This window comes from Pantoea sp. SGAir0180 (assembly GCF_043546245.1).
Genome location: NZ_CP028071.1, coordinates 629,134 through 650,869, shown reverse-complemented (window position 1 = coordinate 650,869; position 21,736 = coordinate 629,134). Strand labels below are relative to the sequence as shown.

The window sequence follows — 21,736 nt, the reverse complement described above, 5'->3', positions numbered from 1 at the left end:
AAAGTAGTCGCCTGGTCGTGCGTGATGTCATGGAATACTTTCGTACGTTACGCGCTGCATCGGTCATATTAATAATAAAAGCAGTGAGGAGTGCCGATTCCATGTCGAATTTCTTTATCGACCGCCCTATTTTTGCCTGGGTTTTGGCAATTTTATTGTGTCTTTGCGGCACGCTCGCCATTATTTCGCTTCCCGTTGAGCAATATCCCGACTTAGCGCCGCCCAACGTGCGTATAACCGCGACCTATCCTGGTGCCTCGGCGCAAACGCTGGAAAATACCGTTACCCAGGTTATCGAACAGAATATGACCGGTATCGATAATCTGATGTATATGTCCTCGAACAGCAGCAATACCGGCCAGGCGCAAATCACCCTCACCTTTACTGCCGGCACCAATCCCGACGAAGCCCGTCAGCAGGTCCAGAATCAGTTACAGGCAGCCCTGCGTCAGTTACCTCAACCGGTGCAGTCACAAGGTGTGACCGTCAATAAAACCGGTGACAGCAATATTTTGATGGTGGCATTTGTCTCCACTGACGGCAGCATGAACAAACAAGATATTGCTGATTATGTCGCCAGTAATATTCAGGATCCCATAAGCCGAATTGATGGTGTCGGTGAAGTGGATGCCTACGGCACCCAATATGCCATGCGCATCTGGCTCGATCCCTACAAGCTGACCGCCTATGCCCTGACCACCGATGATGTGGTGAATGCCATCAAATCCCAGAACACTCAGGTGGCCGTCGGCCAGGTGGGCGGTTTGCCGGCAGTCAATAATCAGGCGCTGAACGCCACGGTGAACGCGCAGTCGATGCTGCAAACGCCCGACCAGTTTAAAGCGATTACCCTGAAGAATAATCCCGATGGCTCCGTCGTCACGCTGGGCGATGTCGCAACGGTGGCACTCGGCGCTGAAAAATACGATTCCCTCAGCCGCTACAATGGCCAGGCCGCCTCCGGACTGGGTATCAAACTGGCCTCCGGTGCCAACGAGATGAACACGGATAAGCTGGTGCGGGCACGTCTGGATGAGTTATCACACTATTTTCCGCATGGGCTGGAAGCGAAGATCGCTTATGAAACCACGCCGTTTGTCAAAGCCTCAATCACCGATGTGGTCAAAACCCTGCTGGAAGCCATTCTGCTGGTATTTGGCGTGATGTATCTGTTTATGCAGAACTTCCGGGCCACGTTAATCCCTACCATCGCCGTGCCGGTGGTGCTGCTTGGCACTTTCTGTGTGATCTTTGCCTTCGGCTACAGTATCAACACCCTGACCATGTTCGCCATGGTGCTGGCGATAGGCCTGCTGGTGGACGATGCCATTGTGGTCGTCGAGAACGTCGAACGTATCATGAGCGAGGAAGGGATCTCGCCGCGCGCAGCCACCCGAAAATCAATGGGGCAAATTCAGGGCGCGCTGGTGGGGATTGCGCTGGTGCTGTCCGCCGTCTTTATTCCCATGGCCTTTTTTGGCGGCACCGTCGGCGCCATCTACCGCCAGTTTTCGGTGACGATTGTCTCCGCCATGATCCTGTCCGTGCTGGTCGCAATGATCCTGACGCCAGCCCTGTGTGCCACGCTGCTCAAACCCATCGCCAAAGGTGAACACCACGGCGAGCGCGGCTTCTTCCGCTGGTTTAACTATCATTTCAACCGCAATGCCGATCGCTATGAGCGTGGCGTTGCCCGCATTCTGCACACAGGCGGCCGCTGGCTGCTGCTTTATGTGGGGATAATTGGCGTCATGGCGTTTCTGTTTCTTCACCTGCCTTCGTCGTTTTTGCCACAGGAAGATCGCGGTATGATTTTGACGCAGGTCCAGTTGCCCGCCGGTTCCAGCATGGATCAGACCTCGGCGGTGGTGGCCAAAGTGGAAAAATACTACCTGACGAAAGAGAAAGATAACGTGCTGTCGGTCTTCTCAACGATCGGTTCAGGCCCCGGCGGGAATGGACAAAACGTCGCGCGTCTGTTTATCCGTTTGAAAGACTGGGGTGACAGACCAGGTGCCGATCGTACCTCGTTCGCCATCATTAAGCGCGCGGGTAAAGCCTTTAAACACATCAATGAGGCCATGGTCATTGCGAGCAGCCCGCCGGCCATTACCGGGTTGGGTAGCTCATCGGGCTTCGACCTGGAGATACAGGATCATGGCGGCATCGGGCATGACAAGCTCATGGCCATGCGCGACATGCTACTGGACAAAGCCAGCAAAGATACGCTTCTGTCCCGTGTCCGTCATAACGGCCTTGATGACAGCCCACAGTTGCAAATTGATATTGATGAGCGTAAAGCGCAGGCGCTGGGCGTGTCGCTGGATACCATTAACGACACGCTCGCCACCGCCTGGGGCTCGAGCTACGTGAACGACTTTCTGGATCGGGGGCGGGTAAAAAAAGTGTATGTGCAGGCTGATGCGCCCTATCGCATGCTGCCCGATGATATCGACAAATGGTACGTGCGTAACAGCAGTGGCACCATGGTGCCCTTCTCGGCCTTTGCCACCAGCCGCTGGGAAACGGGCTCGCCGCGTCTGGAACGCTATAACGGCTACGCCTCACTGGAGATCGTGGGAGAAGCCGCAGAGGGCGTGAGTAGCGGTACCGCGATGAACGAAATGGAGAAGCTGGTTGAATCCCTACCGCTCGGTGTGGGCTTCCAGTGGACGGGTGCGTCGTATCAGGAGCGGTTGTCCGGCTCTCAGGCTCCGGCGCTGTACGCCGTTTCGCTGCTGGTCGTGTTCCTCTGTCTGGCGGCCCTGTATGAGAGCTGGTCGATTCCGTTCTCTGTGATGCTGGTTGTGCCGCTCGGTGTGGTCGGCGCCCTGATCGCCACCTGGACGCGCGGGCTGGAAAACGACGTCTATTTCCAGGTAGGCCTGCTGACCGTTGTCGGGCTTTCGGCGAAGAACGCCATCCTGATTGTCGAGTTCGCCAACGAGCTTAACAGCAAGGGCGGCGAGCTGATTGAATCCACGCTTGCGGCTTCACGCCAGCGTCTGCGCCCGATCCTGATGACTTCACTGGCCTTTATCTTCGGCGTCCTGCCAATGGCGATCAGTAGCGGCGCAGGGTCAGGCAGTCAGCACTCCGTGGGCACCGGCGTGATGGGGGGAATGATTTCCGCCACGCTGTTAGCCATCCTGTTTGTGCCGCTGTTCTTTGTGCTGGTGCGTCGTCGTTTCCCGCTGAAAGAGAAACATCCCGACTAACCTGCCCGCCTGTCTGGCGAACCAGACAGGCAAAAAAAACGGCCTCTGGAAACAGCGGCCGTTTTATTTCTGTGTGTGGTAAGAACTACAGCAGAGGGGAAAGTGCCCTGCTTTTCTCGTCACGTGTTACTTGTTACGTAACATCGCTTCGATAAATTCTTTCCAGTTCCCCATTTCGGTGTCAATCATAGAACCCTCTCTTATTGTAGTGGCAATATTACGCCTTTTTTTTCGCCTGGTGAATACGTTTACACCTGTTAGTACTATCGGCAAAGACGCAAAAAAGCTGAGTCTTTTCTGATTTGCTGGCTGACGCACATTTCAGCAAAGCCTTAGCCTGACAGGTTTCGCGGGGTGCTTAACCAGGACGTAGCCTAAAAATGGCATTTAAGGAAATTCTTAAAGGAGAAGTGATAAACCAGGAAATCATTAGCGCTCAAACTGAAACCGTTTACGTACACCTCAGGGCTGTCTGTTTACCTATTTTATTCGATGCGGAGCGCCGCTGGCGGATGCTGCATAAGATCACACTATGGTAAACTGCTCAGCGCATTTTTACGGGACAGGAGTAGGCGATGAGCGGGCAATGGGTCATGTTTGGCATTAAAAATTGCGACACAATCAAAAAAGCACGGCGTTTTTTAGAGGCGGCCGGCGTGGATTATCGCTTTCATGATTACCGGGCTGACGGCCTGACCGACGAACAGCTCCAGCAGTTTATCGATGCCCTCGGTTATCAGGACCTGCTGAATACGCGCGGTACCACCTGGCGCAAGCTGCCCGAATCCGAGCGTGACAGCATTACGGATGCCGCCAGCGCCAAAGCGTTGATGCTGGCGCAGCCCGCGATCATTAAGCGCCCTGTGCTGCGCACCGCCGATGGCACCTTGCTGCTGGGTTTCAGTGAAACCCTTTACCAGAATCTTCTTCAGGAGAAGTCATAATATGTTTTGTCCGGTCATTGAGCTGACGCAGCAGCTTATTCGTCGTCCCTCTCTCAGCCCCGATGACGCCGGATGCCAGGCGCTGCTGATTGCCCGCCTGCAGGCAATCGGCTTTCACATCGAAACCATGAACATCGACGACACGCTGAACTTCTGGGCTACGCGCGGTGAAGGGGAAACCCTGGCCTTTGCTGGTCATACCGATGTGGTGCCACCGGGTGACGCCAGCCGCTGGATCAATCCGCCATTTGAGCCGACCATTCGCGACGGCATGTTGTTTGGTCGTGGTGCTGCCGACATGAAAGGCTCGCTGGCCGCCATGGTGGTTGCCGCAGAACGTTTTGTCGCAGTCAATCCTCACCATAAAGGGCGACTGGCGTTTCTGATTACTTCTGACGAAGAAGCCAGCGGCACCAACGGCACGGTCAAAGTGGTCGAGCGGCTGATGGCGCGTAACGAACGTCTGGATTATTGCCTGGTCGGCGAACCCTCCAGCAGCGAAATCGTGGGCGACGTCGTGAAAAACGGCCGCCGTGGCTCGATTACGGCTAACCTGACGGTACATGGGGTACAGGGCCATGTGGCCTACCCACAGCTGGCCGATAATCCGGTACACCGCGCGATGCCCGCGCTGAATGAACTGGTGGCAACCGAATGGGATCAGGGCAACGCGTTCTTCCCGGCCACCAGTATGCAGATCGCCAATATCCAGGCAGGCACCGGCAGCAATAACGTGATCCCCGGTGAACTGTTCGTGCAGTTCAATTTCCGCTTCAGTACCGAACTCACCGACAGCCTGATCCAGCAACGTGTGGCAGAACTGCTGGATCGCCATCAGTTGCGCTACACCATTGAATGGAAGCTGTCCGGTCAGCCCTTCCTGACGTCACGCGGTAAACTGGTGGATGCCGTAGTCAACGCCGTTACGCACTATAATGAAATTAAGCCGCAGTTGCAGACGTCTGGTGGCACCTCTGATGGGCGTTTTATTGCCCGCATGGGGTCGCAGGTGGTCGAACTGGGGCCTGTGAATGCCACGATTCACAAAATCAACGAGTGCGTGAAAGCATCCGATTTGCAGATGCTGAGCCGGATGTATCAACGCATCATGGAACAATTGATCGCCTGACAGCGAGGAAAGGAGCGGGCCTGTGGAGTTTATTAAAGATTACTGGTGGATCCTGGTGGTCCTGCTGATGGTCGGTGTGCTGATGAATGTGTATAAGGATTTGAAACGCATCGATCACAAAAAGTTTATGGATAACAAGCCCGATCTCCCGCCTCATCGTGATTTCAACGACAAATGGGATGACGACGAAGACTGGCCGAAGAAGAAATAACGCGTTTGCGCCCTCGCGGTCGCGAGGGCGTGCCCGGTTACATTGTCATAATCACATCATCATCGCCGGGTTTAGCCCCGCCCAACGCCTCGTCAAAGTAGCGTTTCGGCACCGTGTACTGCAGATGATGCAGGGCAAAATTCATGCTGCGGTGGTCGATGGCGTGGGCCAGATCGTCCACAACATTCAGCGTGACGTCACCGCCGAGTGCGGTTAAACGCTGTTCGGCCTGATGAGCATGTGCCAGTGGCACGCGGTCATCATAATCGCCATGAATCAGATGCACCGTCGTGCGGGTGCTGGCGCTCTCCGGCAGGGTAATAAAACGTCCGCTGAACACCACTGCGCGTCCCGCCAGATCGTTGTGCGCTTTGATGCCCTCCAGCACCATGCTTCCGCCCTGTGAAAACCCGACCAGCGCCGTGGCTTCCGGACTTATGCCGCTCTGCTGCTGCCAGTGACGAACGGACTCAACAAACTGCGGCATACTGGCGTTAACGCACTGCTGCTCGCTTTTATCATGAAGTCCGGCCTCACTAAACCATTGACCGCCAGGCCCTGGCGATCCCACCGACACGACCAGCGCCGCAGGGAAGGTTTTCGCAAACCAGCTGCCAATTTCCCCCATGGCGTCAGGGTTATCACCCACGGCATGGTAAAGCAAAAACAGCTGGGCAACTTTTGGGGGTTGCTGAACAATTACATATCTCAGTGTCATATCGACCTCCTGCTACTACTCTACGCGCCCTGGCGCAGGATCATATTGGGAATATTTGAACGAGTTGGTGGATTTATTGCAATTGCTGACGAAACCCTTCGCCATCAATGCTTTGCAACGCCAGAAGTGCTTCTGCGGCTTCCGCGCGCAGTGCGGTGATCAATGCCTTGCGTCCGTTTAGCTGCGCGGTCTGCGCCAGCCGGGACAGATTGGTGTCGGCCCTGACGGCCTGCCTGAGAAGGCGTAACGGAGCCTGGCTGACAATGACCAGACGCTGGAGCACCGCCAGGCTTGCTTCAAACGGGCGTTGTGCCCAGGCGAACCCGGCTGCGAGCCGGGCATCAAACGGGGTAAACGCGCAGTCATCGGCTGCGGACAAGGGCAATGCCAGTGGTATATGTGCGCTGAGAAATGACCAGTCCCGCGCCAGCTGCTGCGCCGCTTTCTGCTGCAACTGCCTGCCGGACGACGTCAGTCCCAGCAGCGCCATCGCGGCATAGCAACCACTGCTGGCTTCGCGCTGGCTGCCAATGCGCGCTAACGTAAAGCCACAGGCGCGCCAAAACGCCCATAACGCTTCAGTGTAGCCGAAACTCACCGAGATATAGTCGTATCCGGTCGCCGCCGCGCAGGCCGCCGTGACCAGTTGCCTGCCGGTTCCCTGACGGCGTCCGCGGGGTGCCACGGCAATCCGGCTGATACGTAAAGCCCGCAGCGTGGCGGCGTCGGTGAAACCGGCATGGGCCGCCAGTGACTGCGCCACCAGATTGCCGCGCGGCCGTCTGTGGCCCGCCCATACTGCCTGAGCTAACGCCTCGCTCAATCCGCCCTCTTCCACCAGCCAGAGCGCGCCCTGCAATGCCGGGACAGTGCCCGCCAGCCACAGGTGCATACCTGGCGCATCCAGCAGGCGGCGTAAATCCAGCGGCGAGGTGCGATAATGAGCGCTGGTAAGCAGCTGATAAGCCGCCCGTAAGGCGGGCATATCCGTGCGTTCCGCCCGACGCGGACCGCCCACTCTCGCAGGGGGCATATCGGGCGTTTCTTCAAACAGTAGCGCCTGATTCAGCCAGTTTTCCAGCGGATCGTTGCGCGCCCAGCGCAGCGGTTCATCCAGCGTAAAATGGCGCACCTGCTCCAGCTCCGTACAAAACTTCAGCATGAAGCCACGTCCGCTGCCTTCATAACCCTGAATGGTCGTTACCAGCAACACGCGACGAAAACGCGCTACCAGCGCATGCAGCAGCGGTGCGGGAATCGCCGCCGCCTCATCGACAATAAGCCAGTCAACGTCTGGCACGGTTTCCAGAGCCAGAATGGCATCGGGCGCCATAAAGCGGTAGTGCTCACCCGCGAAGGCAGACAGGACGCCCGTAGCCACTTTTGCCGGGGCGGTAATAAGGCAACGTGTGTTCTGGCGGGCGAGCATCCCGGCCAGAGCCGATTTGCCTCTGCCGCGTGCAGCGGTCAGGACCGCCACGCCTGCAGAAAGGCCGTTCAGCTGACATAAGATTGTCTGCTGCTGGACGGTTGCCTGGCTGTGCCATTCCGGTAAGGCTGGCCAGTCGGGCACGTTAAGTGGCGACGGCTGCCGCAGTAAGAGTCCCTGTGCATCCTGTTCGATCAGGCGTTGCAGATGGCGGATAAAGTGAGGTGTGGCAATGGGTTCGCTGACGTCGGCCCAACGCAGGCTGTCCGCGTCGGGTTGCTGTGGCCACTGTCGCCACGGCGGCACTAACAGCAGCAGCCAACTGCCAGCCGTCAGCGTGCCCGCCAGCGCGGCGAATGCCTCGGCATGAAAGCCCGATCGGGCATCGAAAACGGCATGATGAAACTCACGCCCCAGTAGGGTACGGAACGCCGCTGGCACACAATGCGGGCCGGGGCCGAGAGGGACGTCACTCAGACACAGCCAGTCGCCCGCCAGTGCGTCGAACCAGCGCGCAGCCATCGTCAGGCTGTAGTCAGCATCACCACTGATAACGGCTACGCGCCGTATGCCCGCCGACGCCATCGCGCGGCTGGCGGCCGCCAGCGTCATCCTTTACCGGCGAAGGTATCGCACTGGCCAGGATTGCCGGTGTCAAAGCCACGCTTAAACCAGGTATAGCGCTGTTGCGATGTACCATGGGTAAAGCTGTCGGGCACCACGCGCCCCTGACTTTTCTGCTGCAGGCGATCGTCGCCAATAGCCTCGGCGGCATTCAGGGCTTCCTGCAAATCGCCCACCTCAAGGATCTTCTCCTGTTCCATATAGTGGCCCCAGACGCCGGCAAAGCAGTCGGCCTGAAGTTCCATTTTAACGGACAGCTGATTGATCTGGCTTTGACTGGCGCCCTGCTGCATCTGGCGTACACGGGGCTCAATGCCCAGCAGCTTCTGCACATGGTGGCCGACTTCGTGTGCAATCACATAACCCTGCGCAAAATCACCGCCTGCGCCCAGTTTGTGTTTCATTTCGTCATAGAACGAAAGATCGATGTAGACGGTCTGGTCTGCCGGGCAATAAAACGGTCCCATAACCGACTGCCCGGTCCCGCAGCCAGTGCGCGTGGCACCGCGATACATTACCAGTTTGGGTGGCGTGTACTGCTTATGCATTTGTCTGAACAGCTTGTCCCAGGTATCTTCGGTCGTCGCCAGAATGACCGAGGTAAATTTGGCCGCTTCATCCTGATGGGGATCGGCGCTGCGCTGTTGCTGCTGTTGGTTGCCCGGCGTCGCCTCGCCGCCCGTCAGCAACGGCGTCAGGTCATAACCGTAATAACCCGCGACGGCGACCAGAATCAGCATGATAATGCCCGCTTTACCGCGTGGCAGAGGAATGCGTCCTCCTCCCATGCCTGATGACTGATTACGGCGGTCTTCAACATTGTCGCTTTCGCGACGTCCTTGCCAGCGCATGTTTTGCTCCCTGTGGCCTGTTATGCAGATGGCATGATTTTAGTTGTGTGAGGCCGCAATCACCAGCTTTCCACCAAAATGAAAAAGGAGAGCCCGCGCTCTCCTTTTGCCGGCAGACGAAGGGCAGACTCAGTCCAGCTTCACGCCCAGGCGACGGGCCACCGCTTCGTAAGCTTCAATCAGGCCACCCAGGCTCTGACGGAAGCGGTCTTTGTCCATTTTATCCAGCGTTTCTTTGTCCCACAGGCGCGCACCGTCCGGGGAGAATTCATCACCCAGCACGACCTCGCCTTTAAACAGGCCAAACTCCAGCTTGAAGTCCACCAGGATCAGCCCGGCATCATCAAACAGTTTGCTCAGTACGTCGTTCGCCTTGTACGTCAGCTCTCGCATCCGCGCCAGGTTTTCTTTACTGACCCAGCCAAAGGTTTCGCAGTAGGATTCGTTGACCATCGGGTCATGCTTCTCGTCATCCTTCAGGAACAGGTCGAACAGCGGAGGATTCAGTACCATGCCCTCTTCAACGCCCAGGCGCTTAACCAGCGAACCCGCTGCGCGGTTACGAACGACGCATTCTACCGGTACCATCTCAAGCTTTTTCACCAGCGCTTCGTTATCCGACAGCAGGGCTTCCATCTGCGTCGGAATGCCCGCTTCCTGCAGCTTCGTCATGATGAAATGGTTGAACTTATTATTGACCATGCCTTTGCGATCAAACTGCTCGATGCGGGCACCATCGCCTGCTGATGTATCGTTGCGGAACTCAAGTATCAGCAGATCCGGGTTATCGGTGCTGTATACGGTTTTCGCTTTACCGCGATACAACTCAGCTCGCTTTTGCATCTTATTAACTCCAAACATGAAAGATCCGGTTCTGAGGCAACATATTCAGGTCGATTGCCGTGACGCAATCGATTACCTCGACGTGCGCTATTATGCCAAAAAACAAAATAAAAAGGCCGGAGAATCTCCGGCCTGGGGTAATTTTATTTGTTCATTGCGGCCTGGAACACCGACACCAGCGCATCATTTTGCGCCTGCGTCAGCACATGGCCTTTAGGATCAATGAATTGCAGACTGGTTCGGTTATCGAGATCGCCAACCTGAACCTTGTAATCGCCGTTTGGCAGTTCAGGATCTTTGGCGCCAAGGCTGTCCCAGGTGCTGCTGCCCGGCGCTTTGTAGGTCACTTTCATGCTGCCGGTTGAACGGGTCGTGTCCGTGACGTCCATGCCGACGCGTTTCATTGCCGCAGGCAGGCGCTGCCAGGCGACGTTGAACGGCGTACGTAATACCAGCATAGGCAGGCCGGTATCATCCGCTGCACTCTGCACATCAATCGCACCGTTCACGCGGCCCGCTGCGGCGTTTTCATTCGCCGTGGCAACCTTGTCCATGCCCGCCGCAATCTCATTCAGCATCTGCGCGGTATAGCGTTGGATCTGCTCTGGCGAGGTGATGTTAGTGCCTTCCTGCTGCAGTTCCAGCAGACGCACGGTCAGCACCTGCTGATAGCTCTGTGATTTCACGCTGATCTGGTAACGCCCGCGATATTGCTTGTCTTCATCTGCGCGGTTCCACTGCACCCAGTCGGTGGTCAGCTGCTGTCCGGCGTCATTGCGCGACGCAATCGGGAAGTTTTTCGCCTGCACAACGCCCACAACCTGCGACCAAATTGATCCACGGTTGTTGTCGAAAATCAGTGCGCCGGTGTTATTGCTGAACTGCGCGCGTGAGCCGTTCATCAAGGCCAGCGGCTGCGCCGGTGGACGGATATCCAGCTGCTTGCCAACCGGTGCCTGACTGGTTGACGGTGGGATATCGTATTCGCCGTTCTGAACAGGCAGAATCATGCCCGGCGGCGCTTTTAACTCACGCAGCCCGCTGGCCTGCAGGTAAGATTCATCACCGCTGACCTGGCGCTTATAACGCTGATCGTTCGAACAGGCCGACAACAGCATCAGGGTGGAAAGCCCCACCACCGTTGCAATCGTTGACCGCTTTACTGAGTAATTCATTCACACTCCCTAAATTATCGCAAACCCGCTTTCACCAGCGCCTGCTCCACTTTTGGCTGTGCAACCGCCGTCAGTGGCGTCATTGGCAGACGCAGCGTGTCATTAGCGATTAATCCTAGCTGTTTTGCCGCCCATTTAACCGGGATTGGATTAGGTTCACAGAAAAGCGTCTGATGCAGGTGCATCAGACGCTGATTCAGACGGCGAGCTTCAACGAAATTGCCCTGCTGTGCCAGTTTGCACAGTTCGGCCATTTCGCGTGCTGCTACGTTTGCCGTCACCGAAATGACGCCGTTACCGCCCAGTTGCATAAAGTCCAGTGCGCTGGCGTCGTCGCCACTCACCAGGATGAACGCATCATCAACCAGCTCTTGGATCTGGCTGACACGCGATAAGTTCCCGGTTGCCTCTTTGATTCCGATAATATTTTTGATTTCAGCGAGACGGGCAACAGTTTCCGGCAACATATCACAACCGGTACGGGAAGGGACGTTATACAGCATCTGCGGCAGGCTGGTGCTCTCGGCAATCGCTTTAAAGTGCTGGTATAAGCCTTCCTGGGTAGGACGATTATAGTAAGGTGTGACCGTCAGGCAGCCAACAACGCCTGAATTTTCAAATCGTTTGGTCAGCGAGATGCCTTCCGCTGTGGCATTGGCGCCGGTGCCGGCAATCACGGGAATACGCCCATCCGCCAGATCCAGGGTTTGCAGCACCACATCACCATGTTCTTCATGGCTCAGGGTGGCTGATTCGCCGGTGGTGCCGACGGAAACGATCGCCGCAGTACCGCTGGCGACATGGTAATCAATCAGTTTTTTCAAACTCGCACGGCAGACATTACCTTTGTCATCCATCGGCGTAACGAGTGCAACAATACTTCCCGTAAACATTGGCGATCCCCTCGACAAACAAGTGCTTCATGGTACGGTTTACACTTAGGGAAAAGCAAGCAAGCTCCGCTATTCCCGCGCTTGTCAGCAGTTTTTTTTATGTTTACCTTATGGTTATTAGCAAATGCACAGGGAATCCTATTTTGTCGCAATCTCAACCCCATCACTTGGTGATCACCGCTCTGGGTGTTGACCGTCCGGGTATCGTTAATACGATTACTCGCCACGTCAGCAGTTGCGGTTGCAACATCGAAGACAGTCGCCTTGCCATGCTTGGGGATGAATTCACGTTCATTATGCTGCTGTCCGGCAGCTGGAACGCGATCACGCTGATTGAGTCTACGCTCCCGCTCAAAGGCGCAGAGCTGGAACTGCTGATCGTGATGAAGCGTACGCACGCTACCGCACGCCCTCCGATGCCCGACACGGCCTTTATCCAGGTCGAGGTAGCTGACTCACCGCATATCATTGAGCGCTTTACGGATCTCACCGATAAGCACCAGATGAACATTGCGGAACTGGTTTCACGTATTCAGCCTGCTCAACACGGCAAACCCGCCACACTCTATATTCAGATGACGGCACACAGCCCGACGCGCAGCGACGGCCCGGCATTTGAACTGGCGTTTAATGCGTTATGTCAGGAACTGAATGCACAGGGTTCGTTACGGCTTTACAGTCTGAGCGATGCGGACACCCACGAACTGGTTGTACCCGGCAGGTAAAGACGAGCGCCTCGCAGACTGTTCTGCTACGTTAAAAGTACGGTCAGGTGAGGAAACCGTCTGAAATTGATAATTTTCCATTTGGCTGTTTCTCGCCTCATGGTGTATTAACCACAGCATGAACCGAAAAAATGGAGAGATGTGATGAATCCACTGAAAGCCGGTGATACCGCACCGAAATTTAGCTTGCCCGATCAGGATGGCGAACAAGTGAATTTAGCCGACTTCCAGGGTCAGCGCGTTCTGGTCTACTTTTACCCTAAAGCCATGACGCCAGGCTGTACTGTTCAGGCATGTGGTCTGCGTGACAACATGGATGAACTAAAAAAGGCGGGCGTTGAAGTCCTGGGAATCAGTACGGATAAACCGGAAAAGCTGTCACGTTTTGCAGAAAAAGAGCTGCTTAACTTCACGCTGCTGTCGGACGAAGATCACCAGGTATGCCAGCAGTTTGGCGTCTGGGGTGAAAAAACCTTTATGGGTAAAACCTACGACGGCATCCACCGCATCAGTTTCCTGGTCGATGCCAACGGCAAGATTGAAAAAGTGTTCGACGATTTCAAAACGTCCAATCACCACGACATCGTGATGGACTATCTTAAGTCTGCATGAGCCTCTCAGGGCGCGGTGAAAACCGCGCCCTGATTGTTTACCGACTCAGCGTTTCGTCAAGCGTGGCATCCGGCCAGGCGTGCACCACCGCCTTCACCAGCGTGGCGAGCGGAATCGCAAAAAATACGCCCCAGAAGCCCCATAACCCACCAAAGATCACCACGGATAATATAATCACCAGCGGATGCAAATTAACCGCTTCGGAGAACAACACCGGAACTAACACATTGCCGTCCAGCGCCTGGATGACCAGGTAGACGGTCAGCAATGTCCAGAATTCCGTGCCCAGCCCCCACTGAAACAGGGCGACGCCAATGACCGGTATCGTTACCAGCATGGCCCCAATATAGGGAATCAGGACCGATATGCCCACCAGCACCGCCAGCAGCAGAGAGTAGTTGAGACCGAGATACAGAAACGCCAGCCAGCTGGCGATGCCGACGACGATCATCTCCAGCACCTTGCCACGAATATAGTTGGTGATTTGCTGATTCATTTCCTGCCACACCTCGGCGGCCAGACCACGGTTTCGCGGCAGAACACGCCGCACGGCGTTCAGCATCTGGTCTTTGTCTTTCAGCAGAAAGAACACCATCAGGGGCACTAGCACCAGATAAATCATCAGCGTCATCAACCCGACCAGAGAGGCCAGTGAGTATTTCACCAGTGAGTCACCCACGCCGCTCAGACGACCACGCAGGTTCTCGACAATCACATCAATAATGCCGGCATCGACCAGCGCCGGGAAACGTCGGGGCAAACCGGCCGCGTAGAGATAGAGCTTGTTGAGCATGTTAGGCAGATCCCGCGTCAGGTTAATGCCCTGCTGCCACGCCACAGGCGCGACGATCAGCACTAACACCAGCAGGATGCCGGCAAACAGCACCAACACAATGCTGGTGGCCCAGCTGCGCGTGCAGCCAATACGTTGCAGGCGCACGGTTGGCCACTCAAGCAGATAAGCAAGAACCACGGCCACCAGCAACGGTGCCAGCAGGCCACTCAGGAAGAACAGAATGCAAAATCCCGCCAGCAGAATCACCAGCAGGCCAATCGCCTGTGGGTCGCTAAAACGGCGTTTGTACCATTGAATCAATAAAGCCAGCATGCCGTTGGGTCCATGACGTCATAAGGGGCCACGATTGTACCGGATATTTGGGGGCTGAAAAGGCGCGAAAACCGCGCTGACGAAAAATCCTCGCCGCTGGCGGCAGACCGTTGTACACCGCAGACGCTACAAATCAGATCGCGCCTGCGGCAATTCAGACCGGGCACCGGGCCCAGCTGCTGGCAGAGATGACGCCGTTAGGCCTCATTCACCCAGATACGCATCTCCCCTTCTCCGCGATTGGCCCAACAGAACCAGGGAATAAAGGTTAAGGTCTGGGGTTGCGCCAGCGCAGGTGCCTGATCGTAATGCCATAGCAGCTGTTGCTCAGGTTCACGCGCCGCTTTTCTGATCCCTTCCGCCTGAATCAGCACCTTGTGCGCAAAAACCCCCTTCCCTTCAAAGGTACGGAATGTCGCCGACGCAGGCAGCCACAGATTATGTAACTGCTCGCCGTTATCCGCCTGTTCCAGGCAATAGATCAAGGGCCCGCGCTGAACGGCCACTTTGCCCGCCACATGGCGCACCAGCGGATTGCCGTAAACCCGGCGCACCGGCATGGGCAGGGTTAACGTTACCGTATCGCCTTCCTGCCAGTGACGGGTCAGATACAGGTAACCTTTGCGCGCCGCCTCATTCACTTCCGTCCCGTTACAGGTAATCTGCGGCGACGCACACCAGTCGGGCAGGCGCAAGGCCAGCGCATGGTTCACAGGTTGGGTGGAATCGATGGTGATTGTGACGGTTTCCTGCCAGGGAAGATTACCGCTGATCCGCAGGCCCAACGTTTGATTGCCAACCGGGATCTCGACCCGGTTACCAATATAGAGATTGATAAACAGCGCATCCTCGCGCGGCGTATAAATATAGTGGCCGAGAGAGGTCAGCAAACGGGCGATATTGGGTGGGCAGCAGGCACAACCGAACCAGCGCTGACGAACCGGTTTCACATGATCGTAAATATGATTAAAAGGCAGGCTTTTCGGATGGACTTCCAGCGGATTGACGTAAAAGAAATGTTTTCCGTCCAGCGCCATACCACCCAGTACTGTGTTATACAGGGCGCGCTCCATGACATCGGCGTACTGGCTGTCCGCCTCCATTTCCAGCATGCGACGGGCAAACATCATCAGCCCAATCGAGGCACAGCTTTCGGCATAAACCGTATCGTTCGGTAAGTCGTAATCGCTACTGAACGCTTCACCGCTGCTCTGCGAACCGATGCCGCCGGTAATATAGAGCTGTCGCTGCGCCATGTTGTGCCACAGACGCAGACAGTCCTGTCGTTTCGATTCATCCTGGCTCAGCCGTGCGAGGTGCGCGACACCGGTCATCAGATAGACAAAGCGCACGGCGTGCCCCACCGCCTGCTGCTGTTCCGCAAGAGGTTGGTGCGCCTGGCTGTAAGCCTTGTCCTTGATCATCCACGCGGGCCCATAGGTGTGCCAGTACGACGTCTGACCACGCTTCTGGTACTCATCATCATAGAAGTGCGGCTGCGTTCCCCGCTGCGTGACAAAATAGTCGGCCAGCGCCATGTAGCGCGGCTCCTGGGTCACGTCATACAGCCGCATCAGCGCCAGTTCGATCTCCGGGTGGCCAGGATAACCGTGCAGCTGCTGCTCGCCGGGGCCAAACACGCTGTCGATGTGATCGGCGAGTTTGCACACCACCGCCAGCAGTCGTCGTTTGCCGGTGGCCTGAAAAAACGCTACGCCCGCCTCAATCATATGTCCGGCGCAGTAGAGCTCATGACACTCGGCCAGATTCGTCCAGCGATCCTGCGGGGCTTTTACCGTAAAATAGGTGTTGAGATAGCCATCCTCACATTGCGCCGCCGCGACCAGCTCTATGACCTCATCGGCGGTCTTCTCCAGCTCAGCATCCGGCTTCTGGCACAGTGACCAGGCCACGGCTTCCAGCCACTTTGCCACGTCGCTGTCCTGGAACACCATTCCATAGAATTCGCCCGTCTGCTGGCCCGCTGCAATGCGGAAATTAGCTATGGCATGGCTCGGTTCGGCGTCGTCAATACGATCGTTGAGCGCGGCCCATTGATAAGGGATCACCACGTCCCGCACCAGGTGCTGATACTGACCAAGAAACGGATCGTGAATCTGGAGCTTATGCAGATCGACTTCATTTACAGACATCATGCTCTCCTTAAGACTGGACATGGCGAATACGCAGGTCATGCGAAATCTGCGCCATCATCGGGTTAGTCAGCTTGCAGGCACGGACGGCAAAGGCCAGCAGCAGGTGAAAGAGGGCCGGTAACAGCGTTTCCATGGCGGTAATCGCATGCAGCGAAGCCGGGGTTTGATTGCCTGTGCCCGGTTTATAGGCCACCGCAATAAACAGCAGGCTGATGATGACGGCACTGGATGCCCATGCCAGCTTGATAAAGAACAGGTTAAAAGCGAAATTCATCCCCGATGACCGGACGCCGTTTTTCCACTCGCCATAGTCATCGGCAAAGGCCATCAGGGCGAAGTGCAGCGGCAGGGTAAACCCAAGAATGACACCATTACTCAGAATGACCACCAGCCAGAGACTCTGCCACGCCGACCCAACCGGCAGAAACCACATGCACAGCGCCACCGCCGCCAGCACGATATTGGTCCAGAAGTAAAGCCGGACGGTATCAATGCGTCTGGAAAGCGGATTCACGATGAACGAGCCCAAAATAGAGGCTAAGGTCACCATGGTAAAAAACAGGGAGGTATAGGCCGTGCTTCCCTGAAGGACATAGGTAATGAAGTACATATAGCCGCCGCCGCGGATGTTGAAGACGTTAATCAGCAAAAAGGACATCAGCAGCATCAGTAACAACTGATCGTTTTTGCGTAACCCGGCCAGATGTTCCCGCAGGGTGAACTTGCCCAACGTATCCAGCGGTACGCGCTCCCGCACCCAAAAGAAACAGCACAGAAACATCACCACCGCCAGTCCGCACAGGATCCCGACCCCTGCGCGATAGCCGAGCACCGCGTTTCCTTTTCCCAGTTCAGCGACCAGCCACGGCAGCCCTACTGAGACCAGAAAGCCAGCCACACCACACAATACAAAGCGCCAGGACTGACAGGACAACACTTCCGAGTGGCGCGTCGTCATGGTGTTAATCAGCGCGCAATAGGGCACATTGATGGCGGTATAGCTGAGTGAGAGCAGCAGATAGGTCGCAAAGGCCCAGACCAGTTTCATGTCCATGCTAAGCGCGGGCGCGGTGAAAGTCAGCGTGCCAATAATCCCGACAGGCAGGGCTATCCACAGTTGCCATGGACGAAAGCGGCCCCACCGGCTGTGCGTGCGGTCCGCTATCACGCCCATCACCGGATCTGATATCGCATCAAAAATGCGCAGCACCATAAACAGCGTACCGACCAGCGCTGGCGTCAAGCCAAACACATCGGTATAGAAAAAGGTTAGAAAATTCGTTATCAGGCAGGTAATGACGGTGCCACCGGCGTCACCCAGTCCGTAGCCGATTTTTTCACGCAGGGACAGTATCTGCTGTGTGTTCGACTGCGCCAGTGTGTTCTGTTCAAGTGTCGTAGACGTCATAAAGTCTTCCTCATGCAGGACAGAGAGGGTTGCCCGCTTTATAACGGGCTTATCGGTGTTTTGGCGCCTTACCCGATGTATTCTGTCAGGAATCGGCTAACCCACAAGAGAACGAAAAAGTATAAAAAAGGGAGGATTCCGACCTGAGCATTAAACTGTGAGCTTGATCAGATACGGCGGCTATTTTTAGTTAATAATCAGGGAGAAGAGTCTAAAAAACGCTATCAGCAGCGGGAAAAAGCATCATGATGTTCGACTTATCCATCGCGTTTCCGGTTCGGGTGCAAAACGGCGGTCTGTTTATTTCGCGCGGGACAGGGTCACATCCGGCGCGCAGACTGACCTCCTGGGAAATTATTTTCGTTGAGCGTGGGCAACTCACTATCCGTGAGGACGACGTGCTGTTTCGCGTGACGGCGGGAGAAAGTTTACTGCTCAGGCCCGGGCACTGGCATGTGGGAGAAGGCGTATTTCCGCCTGATCTGAAATTTTACTGGCTGCATTTCGACTGGTTGAAACATCCTGTACTGCAGACAACGTTACACCAGAGCCTGCTGCACCTTCCTCAACATACGCGCGTAGGCGATCCGGCTTATGTCATTGCCCTGTTCCGGCAGTTTCTCAGTGAACAGCAGAATATTCACCGTAGCGTGGCGCTGGAGTGTATTTTACTGCTTATCCTGCAGCAGCTTACCGTCCCGGCCATGCAAGAGAACACTGTTGACAGCCCCGGTGCCGATCTGGCCTGGAAGGCGAATCAGCTGATTCGCACGCAGTATCATTTGCCCCTGTCCACCTCGGGTCTGGCGAAAACGCTGCACTGTAATGCAGATTACCTTGGGCGGGTTTACCGGCGCGTTTTCCGCTTAACGCTGACGGAAGCCATTCACCGCCAGCGTATCGTCATGGCAGAAAAATTGCTGACTGGGGATTCCCTCTCGTTAACCGATGTGGCGCGTCAGTGTGGCTTTAATGATGTCGGATACTTTCGCCAGATTTTTCGCAAGCTAACGGGCTTAACGCCCGCCAGCTGGAAGCGACGCTACTGCCGGGAACATATCAATTCCTGAGCGCAGCCCTGCTGCATCGGGCATCGTTTCTGCCTTCAGACGATGAAAAGGGTGCGCCGCTTTCGCGCTATTTCGCGACGACAGTGCAGTTACGTCCTGCGTTTTTGGCCTGATAGAGCGCATCGTCGGCACGCTTCAGACTGGTTTCCAGCGGCACGCGGCGTGCACTCCATTCGGCCACGCCAATTGAGAGCGTGATATTGCCGACATTTTCCACCGCCTCGCCTGCGATGCTCAGACGTATGCGCTCAGCGATGGCCTCGGCGTCGGCCAGACTGGTATCCGGTAACAGCATCAGGAACTCTTCCCCGCCGTTACGGCTGACAATATCCTGCTTTCTGGCGCTTTGCTGGAGCGTTTTGGCCACCTGCTGGATCACCCGGTCGCCGACGTCATGGCCCCAGTTATCGTTAACGTTTTTGAAATGATCGATATCCAGTGCCAGCACGGCAAAAGGCTGTTGCAGCGTCTGGAAATAATCGAGCACGGCATTCAGGCCACGTCGGTTGAGGAGCTGAGTCAGCGGATCGGTTTGTGCCTCAGAACTCAGACGGCCAATCTTATCCTGCACCAGCCCGATACCGGTCAGCAGGGCACGTTTCACCTGCGCCGCCTCAAAATACCAGGCATGAATGCCGCCGATATCGTTGGTGGCGCTCTGACCATCAATCTTGCTGGCTTTGCGGGCCAGTTGCCAGAGCGGCATAGCGATCATCCGGGCCAGAATCACCGCCACCAGCAAGGTCAGAAGCGCGAAGGGAACCGAGTGTTTCAGGACTTTAAGTATCAGACCCGACAGCGGTTGCAACGTCGCGTCTACCGGTTTTAGCGCCACGACCATCCAGCCCGTGGTCGGAACGATGGCATAGCCCGCCAGCCGGGTGGGTTTGTCGGTTTCCGTTAACACCAGTGAACCGTTGTCTTTTTCCTGCCGTTCGCGGTCGCTCAACAGCGGCGGTATGATTTTGCCAACCAGTTGCCGGTTCTGGTGATAGAGCACCTGATTATTGCTGTCGAGCACAAAGACGCTGGTGCCGTCCCGGTAAAACTGTTCACCCAGCAGGGCATTCAGAATGCTTTTCTTTTTCAGGTAAATGGTGCCGCCGACATAACCGAGATAGTGTCCCTGACTGTTCCAGATGGGCCATGAGACAAAGATAAGCAGGTTATTGGCGGCGGAAACCGTGGGCTTGCTGATCATGGGCTGCCGGGTTTGCAGCGCTTCACGTGACGCATCACTGGTCAGATGCATGCCGGTCAGGGTCAGCGACTCCGGCGAGATGGCCCGCACCGTACCGTTTTCATCCACGACGGCCACCGAGTTAAAACTGTCCGTCTGCTCGCGCAGGCGATTCACTTCCGTTTTTAACAGTTCTTCGTTATCGAAATCCTTTCCCAGTACATTGGCACTAAAGTGCAACTGTGACTGCGCCAGACGAAAAAAAACCTCACTGGTCGAGGCCAGCTTAGCCGCGTAGGCGCGATTGGCTTCCAGCGTACTGTCGATCAGCACCATGCGCTGCACGCGCCATGTGGCATATAAATTATTGGCCAGGGTGATAACGATGCTGATGATGACCAGCAGCGCAATAAGCGTGCGTAAGTCAGCTCTTGGACGGAAATTCATTAACATGGCGTTGACGCCACAGTGCGAAAATTCATTGTGCTGTGCCTGGCTCTGTTGTTTTTATCATATCGCGGTTCTACAGCCTGTAAGTCTACACGCTGTAGGACATTTTGAGCAGGCTTAAGCACAGTACAGTTCAAAAAATCGCCCTGACGCGCATTTAATCGATTAAACCGTTTTCGTCATAGAAGGGCCAGGGGCCGTCGTAGTCGCCGATTGCGCACTGGTGGGTGGTCATGCCCTGCTCCCGTTGCCAGCGATGCAGCAAAAACCCCGCCGGTTCCAGCACAAAATTGGCCGGGCCATCCGGTTGTAGATCCAGCGCAACCTGGTGAGAAACGCCGGGCGCAATACAGGCCAGCGTGCCGGCAAACCGCGTCTGAACAGCCCGATGTACATGCCCACACAGCACCCGTTCAACCTGGGGATGGCGGGCAATAATCGCCGCCAGTGCTTCGGGCTGACGTAATCGCTGACGGTCCATATGATCAATACCGCAGACAAACGGCGGATGGTGCAGCATCACCAATGTGGGCATGTCTGGTGACGCAGTGAGTGCGTCATCCAGCCAGCGAAGCTGCCGATCATCAAGTTCACCCCATGGCTGGTGCGGCACGCTGGAATCCAGCGCCAGTAGCTGGACGTCCCTGACGATAAGCCGCCAGTTGAGCGTCGGGCCCTGTTGCAGATAAGTGTGATCGGGAAACGCGGCCCGCAGGGCCTGGCGGTCGTCATGATTACCTGCCATCAGGTAAAAGGGCCGTTCCAGCCCCTCCAGCGCCTGGCGCAGCGTCTGGTACTCTGCGGCGGTGCCGAAATCCACCAGGTCACCGGTAATCACGACCACGTCAGGACGCGGTTGCAGTGCATTCAGCGTGGCGATGGCCCGCAGTAACGCCGTGTGCGTATCGACTTTCTTATAAGACAAACGCCCCTGCGCTTTAATATGTAAGTCACTGATCTGTGCGATCAGCGTAGGATTAGCGGACACTCTT

At 56.0% G+C, this 21,736-nt stretch carries 19 protein-coding genes; 7 read left to right on the top strand and 12 right to left on the bottom strand.

Features of this window, described 5'->3' with window-relative positions:
* Positions 1-101: 101 nt before the first annotated feature.
* The gene (acrD, locus tag C1N58_RS03210) at positions 102-3,218 is read left to right on the top strand and encodes a multidrug efflux RND transporter permease AcrD (protein WP_172912867.1); all 3,117 of its coding nucleotides are present in this window, start codon (positions 102-104) and stop codon (positions 3,216-3,218) included.
* A gap of 126 nt (positions 3,219-3,344) precedes the next feature.
* On the opposite strand, the gene ypfM is transcribed toward acrD, so the two are convergent.
* Positions 3,345-3,407 carry a protein YpfM gene (gene ypfM, locus C1N58_RS03205; protein ID WP_139015967.1) on the bottom strand — a complete coding sequence of 21 codons (63 nt, stop codon included), beginning with the start codon at positions 3,405-3,407 and terminating at the stop codon, positions 3,345-3,347.
* A 386-nt stretch (positions 3,408-3,793) separates the two neighbouring features.
* Here ypfM and C1N58_RS03200 point away from each other — a divergent pair, with 386 nt between their 5' ends.
* The 3 genes from C1N58_RS03200 to C1N58_RS03190 are packed head-to-tail and all read left to right on the top strand — an operon-like array spanning position 3,794 to position 5,502.
* Positions 3,794-4,162 (top strand): ArsC family reductase, encoded by a 369-nt coding sequence (locus C1N58_RS03200; RefSeq protein ID WP_006120416.1) that lies wholly within the window; start codon positions 3,794-3,796, stop codon positions 4,160-4,162.
* A 1-nt stretch (position 4,163) separates the two neighbouring features.
* A complete protein-coding gene (dapE, locus tag C1N58_RS03195; protein ID WP_006120418.1) occupies positions 4,164-5,291 on the top strand; it encodes a succinyl-diaminopimelate desuccinylase in 1,128 nt (375 codons plus the stop codon).
* Between the two features lie 22 nt (positions 5,292-5,313).
* The gene (locus tag C1N58_RS03190; protein WP_006120420.1) at positions 5,314-5,502 is read left to right on the top strand and encodes a YpfN family protein; all 189 of its coding nucleotides are present in this window, start codon (positions 5,314-5,316) and stop codon (positions 5,500-5,502) included.
* 37 nt (positions 5,503-5,539) lie between these two features.
* Here the strand turns inward: C1N58_RS03190 and ypfH are convergent, their stop codons facing one another.
* The 6 genes from ypfH to dapA form a co-directional block, all read right to left on the bottom strand.
* Positions 5,540-6,220: an esterase gene (gene ypfH / locus C1N58_RS03185; RefSeq protein ID WP_006120422.1), complete on the bottom strand. Its 681-nt coding sequence runs from the start codon at positions 6,218-6,220 to the stop codon at positions 5,540-5,542.
* Between the two features lie 73 nt (positions 6,221-6,293).
* Positions 6,294-8,261 (bottom strand): tRNA(Met) cytidine acetyltransferase TmcA, encoded by a 1,968-nt coding sequence (locus tag C1N58_RS03180; RefSeq protein ID WP_394564571.1) that lies wholly within the window; start codon positions 8,259-8,261, stop codon positions 6,294-6,296.
* The gene (locus tag C1N58_RS03175; protein WP_394550419.1) at positions 8,258-9,124 is read right to left on the bottom strand and encodes a KPN_02809 family neutral zinc metallopeptidase; all 867 of its coding nucleotides are present in this window, start codon (positions 9,122-9,124) and stop codon (positions 8,258-8,260) included. The genes C1N58_RS03180 and C1N58_RS03175 overlap by 4 nt, the downstream gene beginning before the upstream one ends.
* Positions 9,125-9,253: 129 nt before the next feature.
* Positions 9,254-9,967: a phosphoribosylaminoimidazolesuccinocarboxamide synthase gene (gene purC / locus C1N58_RS03170; protein WP_033740988.1), complete on the bottom strand. Its 714-nt coding sequence runs from the start codon at positions 9,965-9,967 to the stop codon at positions 9,254-9,256.
* A gap of 143 nt (positions 9,968-10,110) precedes the next feature.
* Positions 10,111-11,142 (bottom strand): outer membrane protein assembly factor BamC, encoded by a 1,032-nt coding sequence (bamC, locus tag C1N58_RS03165; protein WP_033740841.1) that lies wholly within the window; start codon positions 11,140-11,142, stop codon positions 10,111-10,113.
* 14 nt (positions 11,143-11,156) lie between these two features.
* Positions 11,157-12,035 carry a 4-hydroxy-tetrahydrodipicolinate synthase gene (gene dapA, locus C1N58_RS03160; RefSeq protein WP_033740842.1) on the bottom strand — a complete coding sequence of 293 codons (879 nt, stop codon included), beginning with the start codon at positions 12,033-12,035 and terminating at the stop codon, positions 11,157-11,159.
* A gap of 110 nt (positions 12,036-12,145) precedes the next feature.
* Here dapA and C1N58_RS03155 point away from each other — a divergent pair, with 110 nt between their 5' ends.
* Both C1N58_RS03155 and bcp read left to right on the top strand, forming a co-directional pair.
* Complete coding sequence (locus C1N58_RS03155; RefSeq protein WP_369974380.1) at positions 12,146-12,760, top strand: glycine cleavage system transcriptional repressor; 615 nt, start codon at positions 12,146-12,148, stop codon at positions 12,758-12,760.
* Between the two features lie 144 nt (positions 12,761-12,904).
* Positions 12,905-13,372: a thioredoxin-dependent thiol peroxidase gene (bcp, locus tag C1N58_RS03150; RefSeq protein WP_006120436.1), complete on the top strand. Its 468-nt coding sequence runs from the start codon at positions 12,905-12,907 to the stop codon at positions 13,370-13,372.
* Positions 13,373-13,409: 37 nt separating this feature from the next.
* Here bcp and C1N58_RS03145 read toward each other — a convergent pair whose 3' ends face one another.
* From C1N58_RS03145 to C1N58_RS03135, 3 genes are all read right to left on the bottom strand, one after another.
* Positions 13,410-14,480: an AI-2E family transporter gene (locus C1N58_RS03145; RefSeq protein ID WP_006120437.1), complete on the bottom strand. Its 1,071-nt coding sequence runs from the start codon at positions 14,478-14,480 to the stop codon at positions 13,410-13,412.
* A gap of 197 nt (positions 14,481-14,677) precedes the next feature.
* Complete coding sequence (locus C1N58_RS03140) at positions 14,678-16,633, bottom strand: glycoside hydrolase family 127 protein (protein WP_054687318.1); 1,956 nt, start codon at positions 16,631-16,633, stop codon at positions 14,678-14,680.
* Positions 16,634-16,643: 10 nt separating this feature from the next.
* A complete protein-coding gene (locus tag C1N58_RS03135) occupies positions 16,644-18,044 on the bottom strand; it encodes an MFS transporter (protein WP_394550417.1) in 1,401 nt (466 codons plus the stop codon).
* Between the two features lie 248 nt (positions 18,045-18,292).
* Here C1N58_RS03135 and C1N58_RS03130 point away from each other — a divergent pair, with 248 nt between their 5' ends.
* Entirely contained in the window at positions 18,293-19,114 is an 822-nt protein-coding gene (locus C1N58_RS03130; RefSeq protein ID WP_394550787.1) for a helix-turn-helix domain-containing protein, read from the top strand.
* Between the two features lie 67 nt (positions 19,115-19,181).
* On the opposite strand, the gene C1N58_RS03125 is transcribed toward C1N58_RS03130, so the two are convergent.
* Complete coding sequence (locus C1N58_RS03125) at positions 19,182-20,747, bottom strand: sensor domain-containing diguanylate cyclase (RefSeq protein ID WP_394564570.1); 1,566 nt, start codon at positions 20,745-20,747, stop codon at positions 19,182-19,184.
* A 154-nt stretch (positions 20,748-20,901) separates the two neighbouring features.
* Positions 20,902-21,732 carry a phosphodiesterase gene (locus C1N58_RS03120; protein ID WP_054687314.1) on the bottom strand — a complete coding sequence of 277 codons (831 nt, stop codon included), beginning with the start codon at positions 21,730-21,732 and terminating at the stop codon, positions 20,902-20,904.
* Positions 21,733-21,736 lie beyond the last annotated feature (4 nt).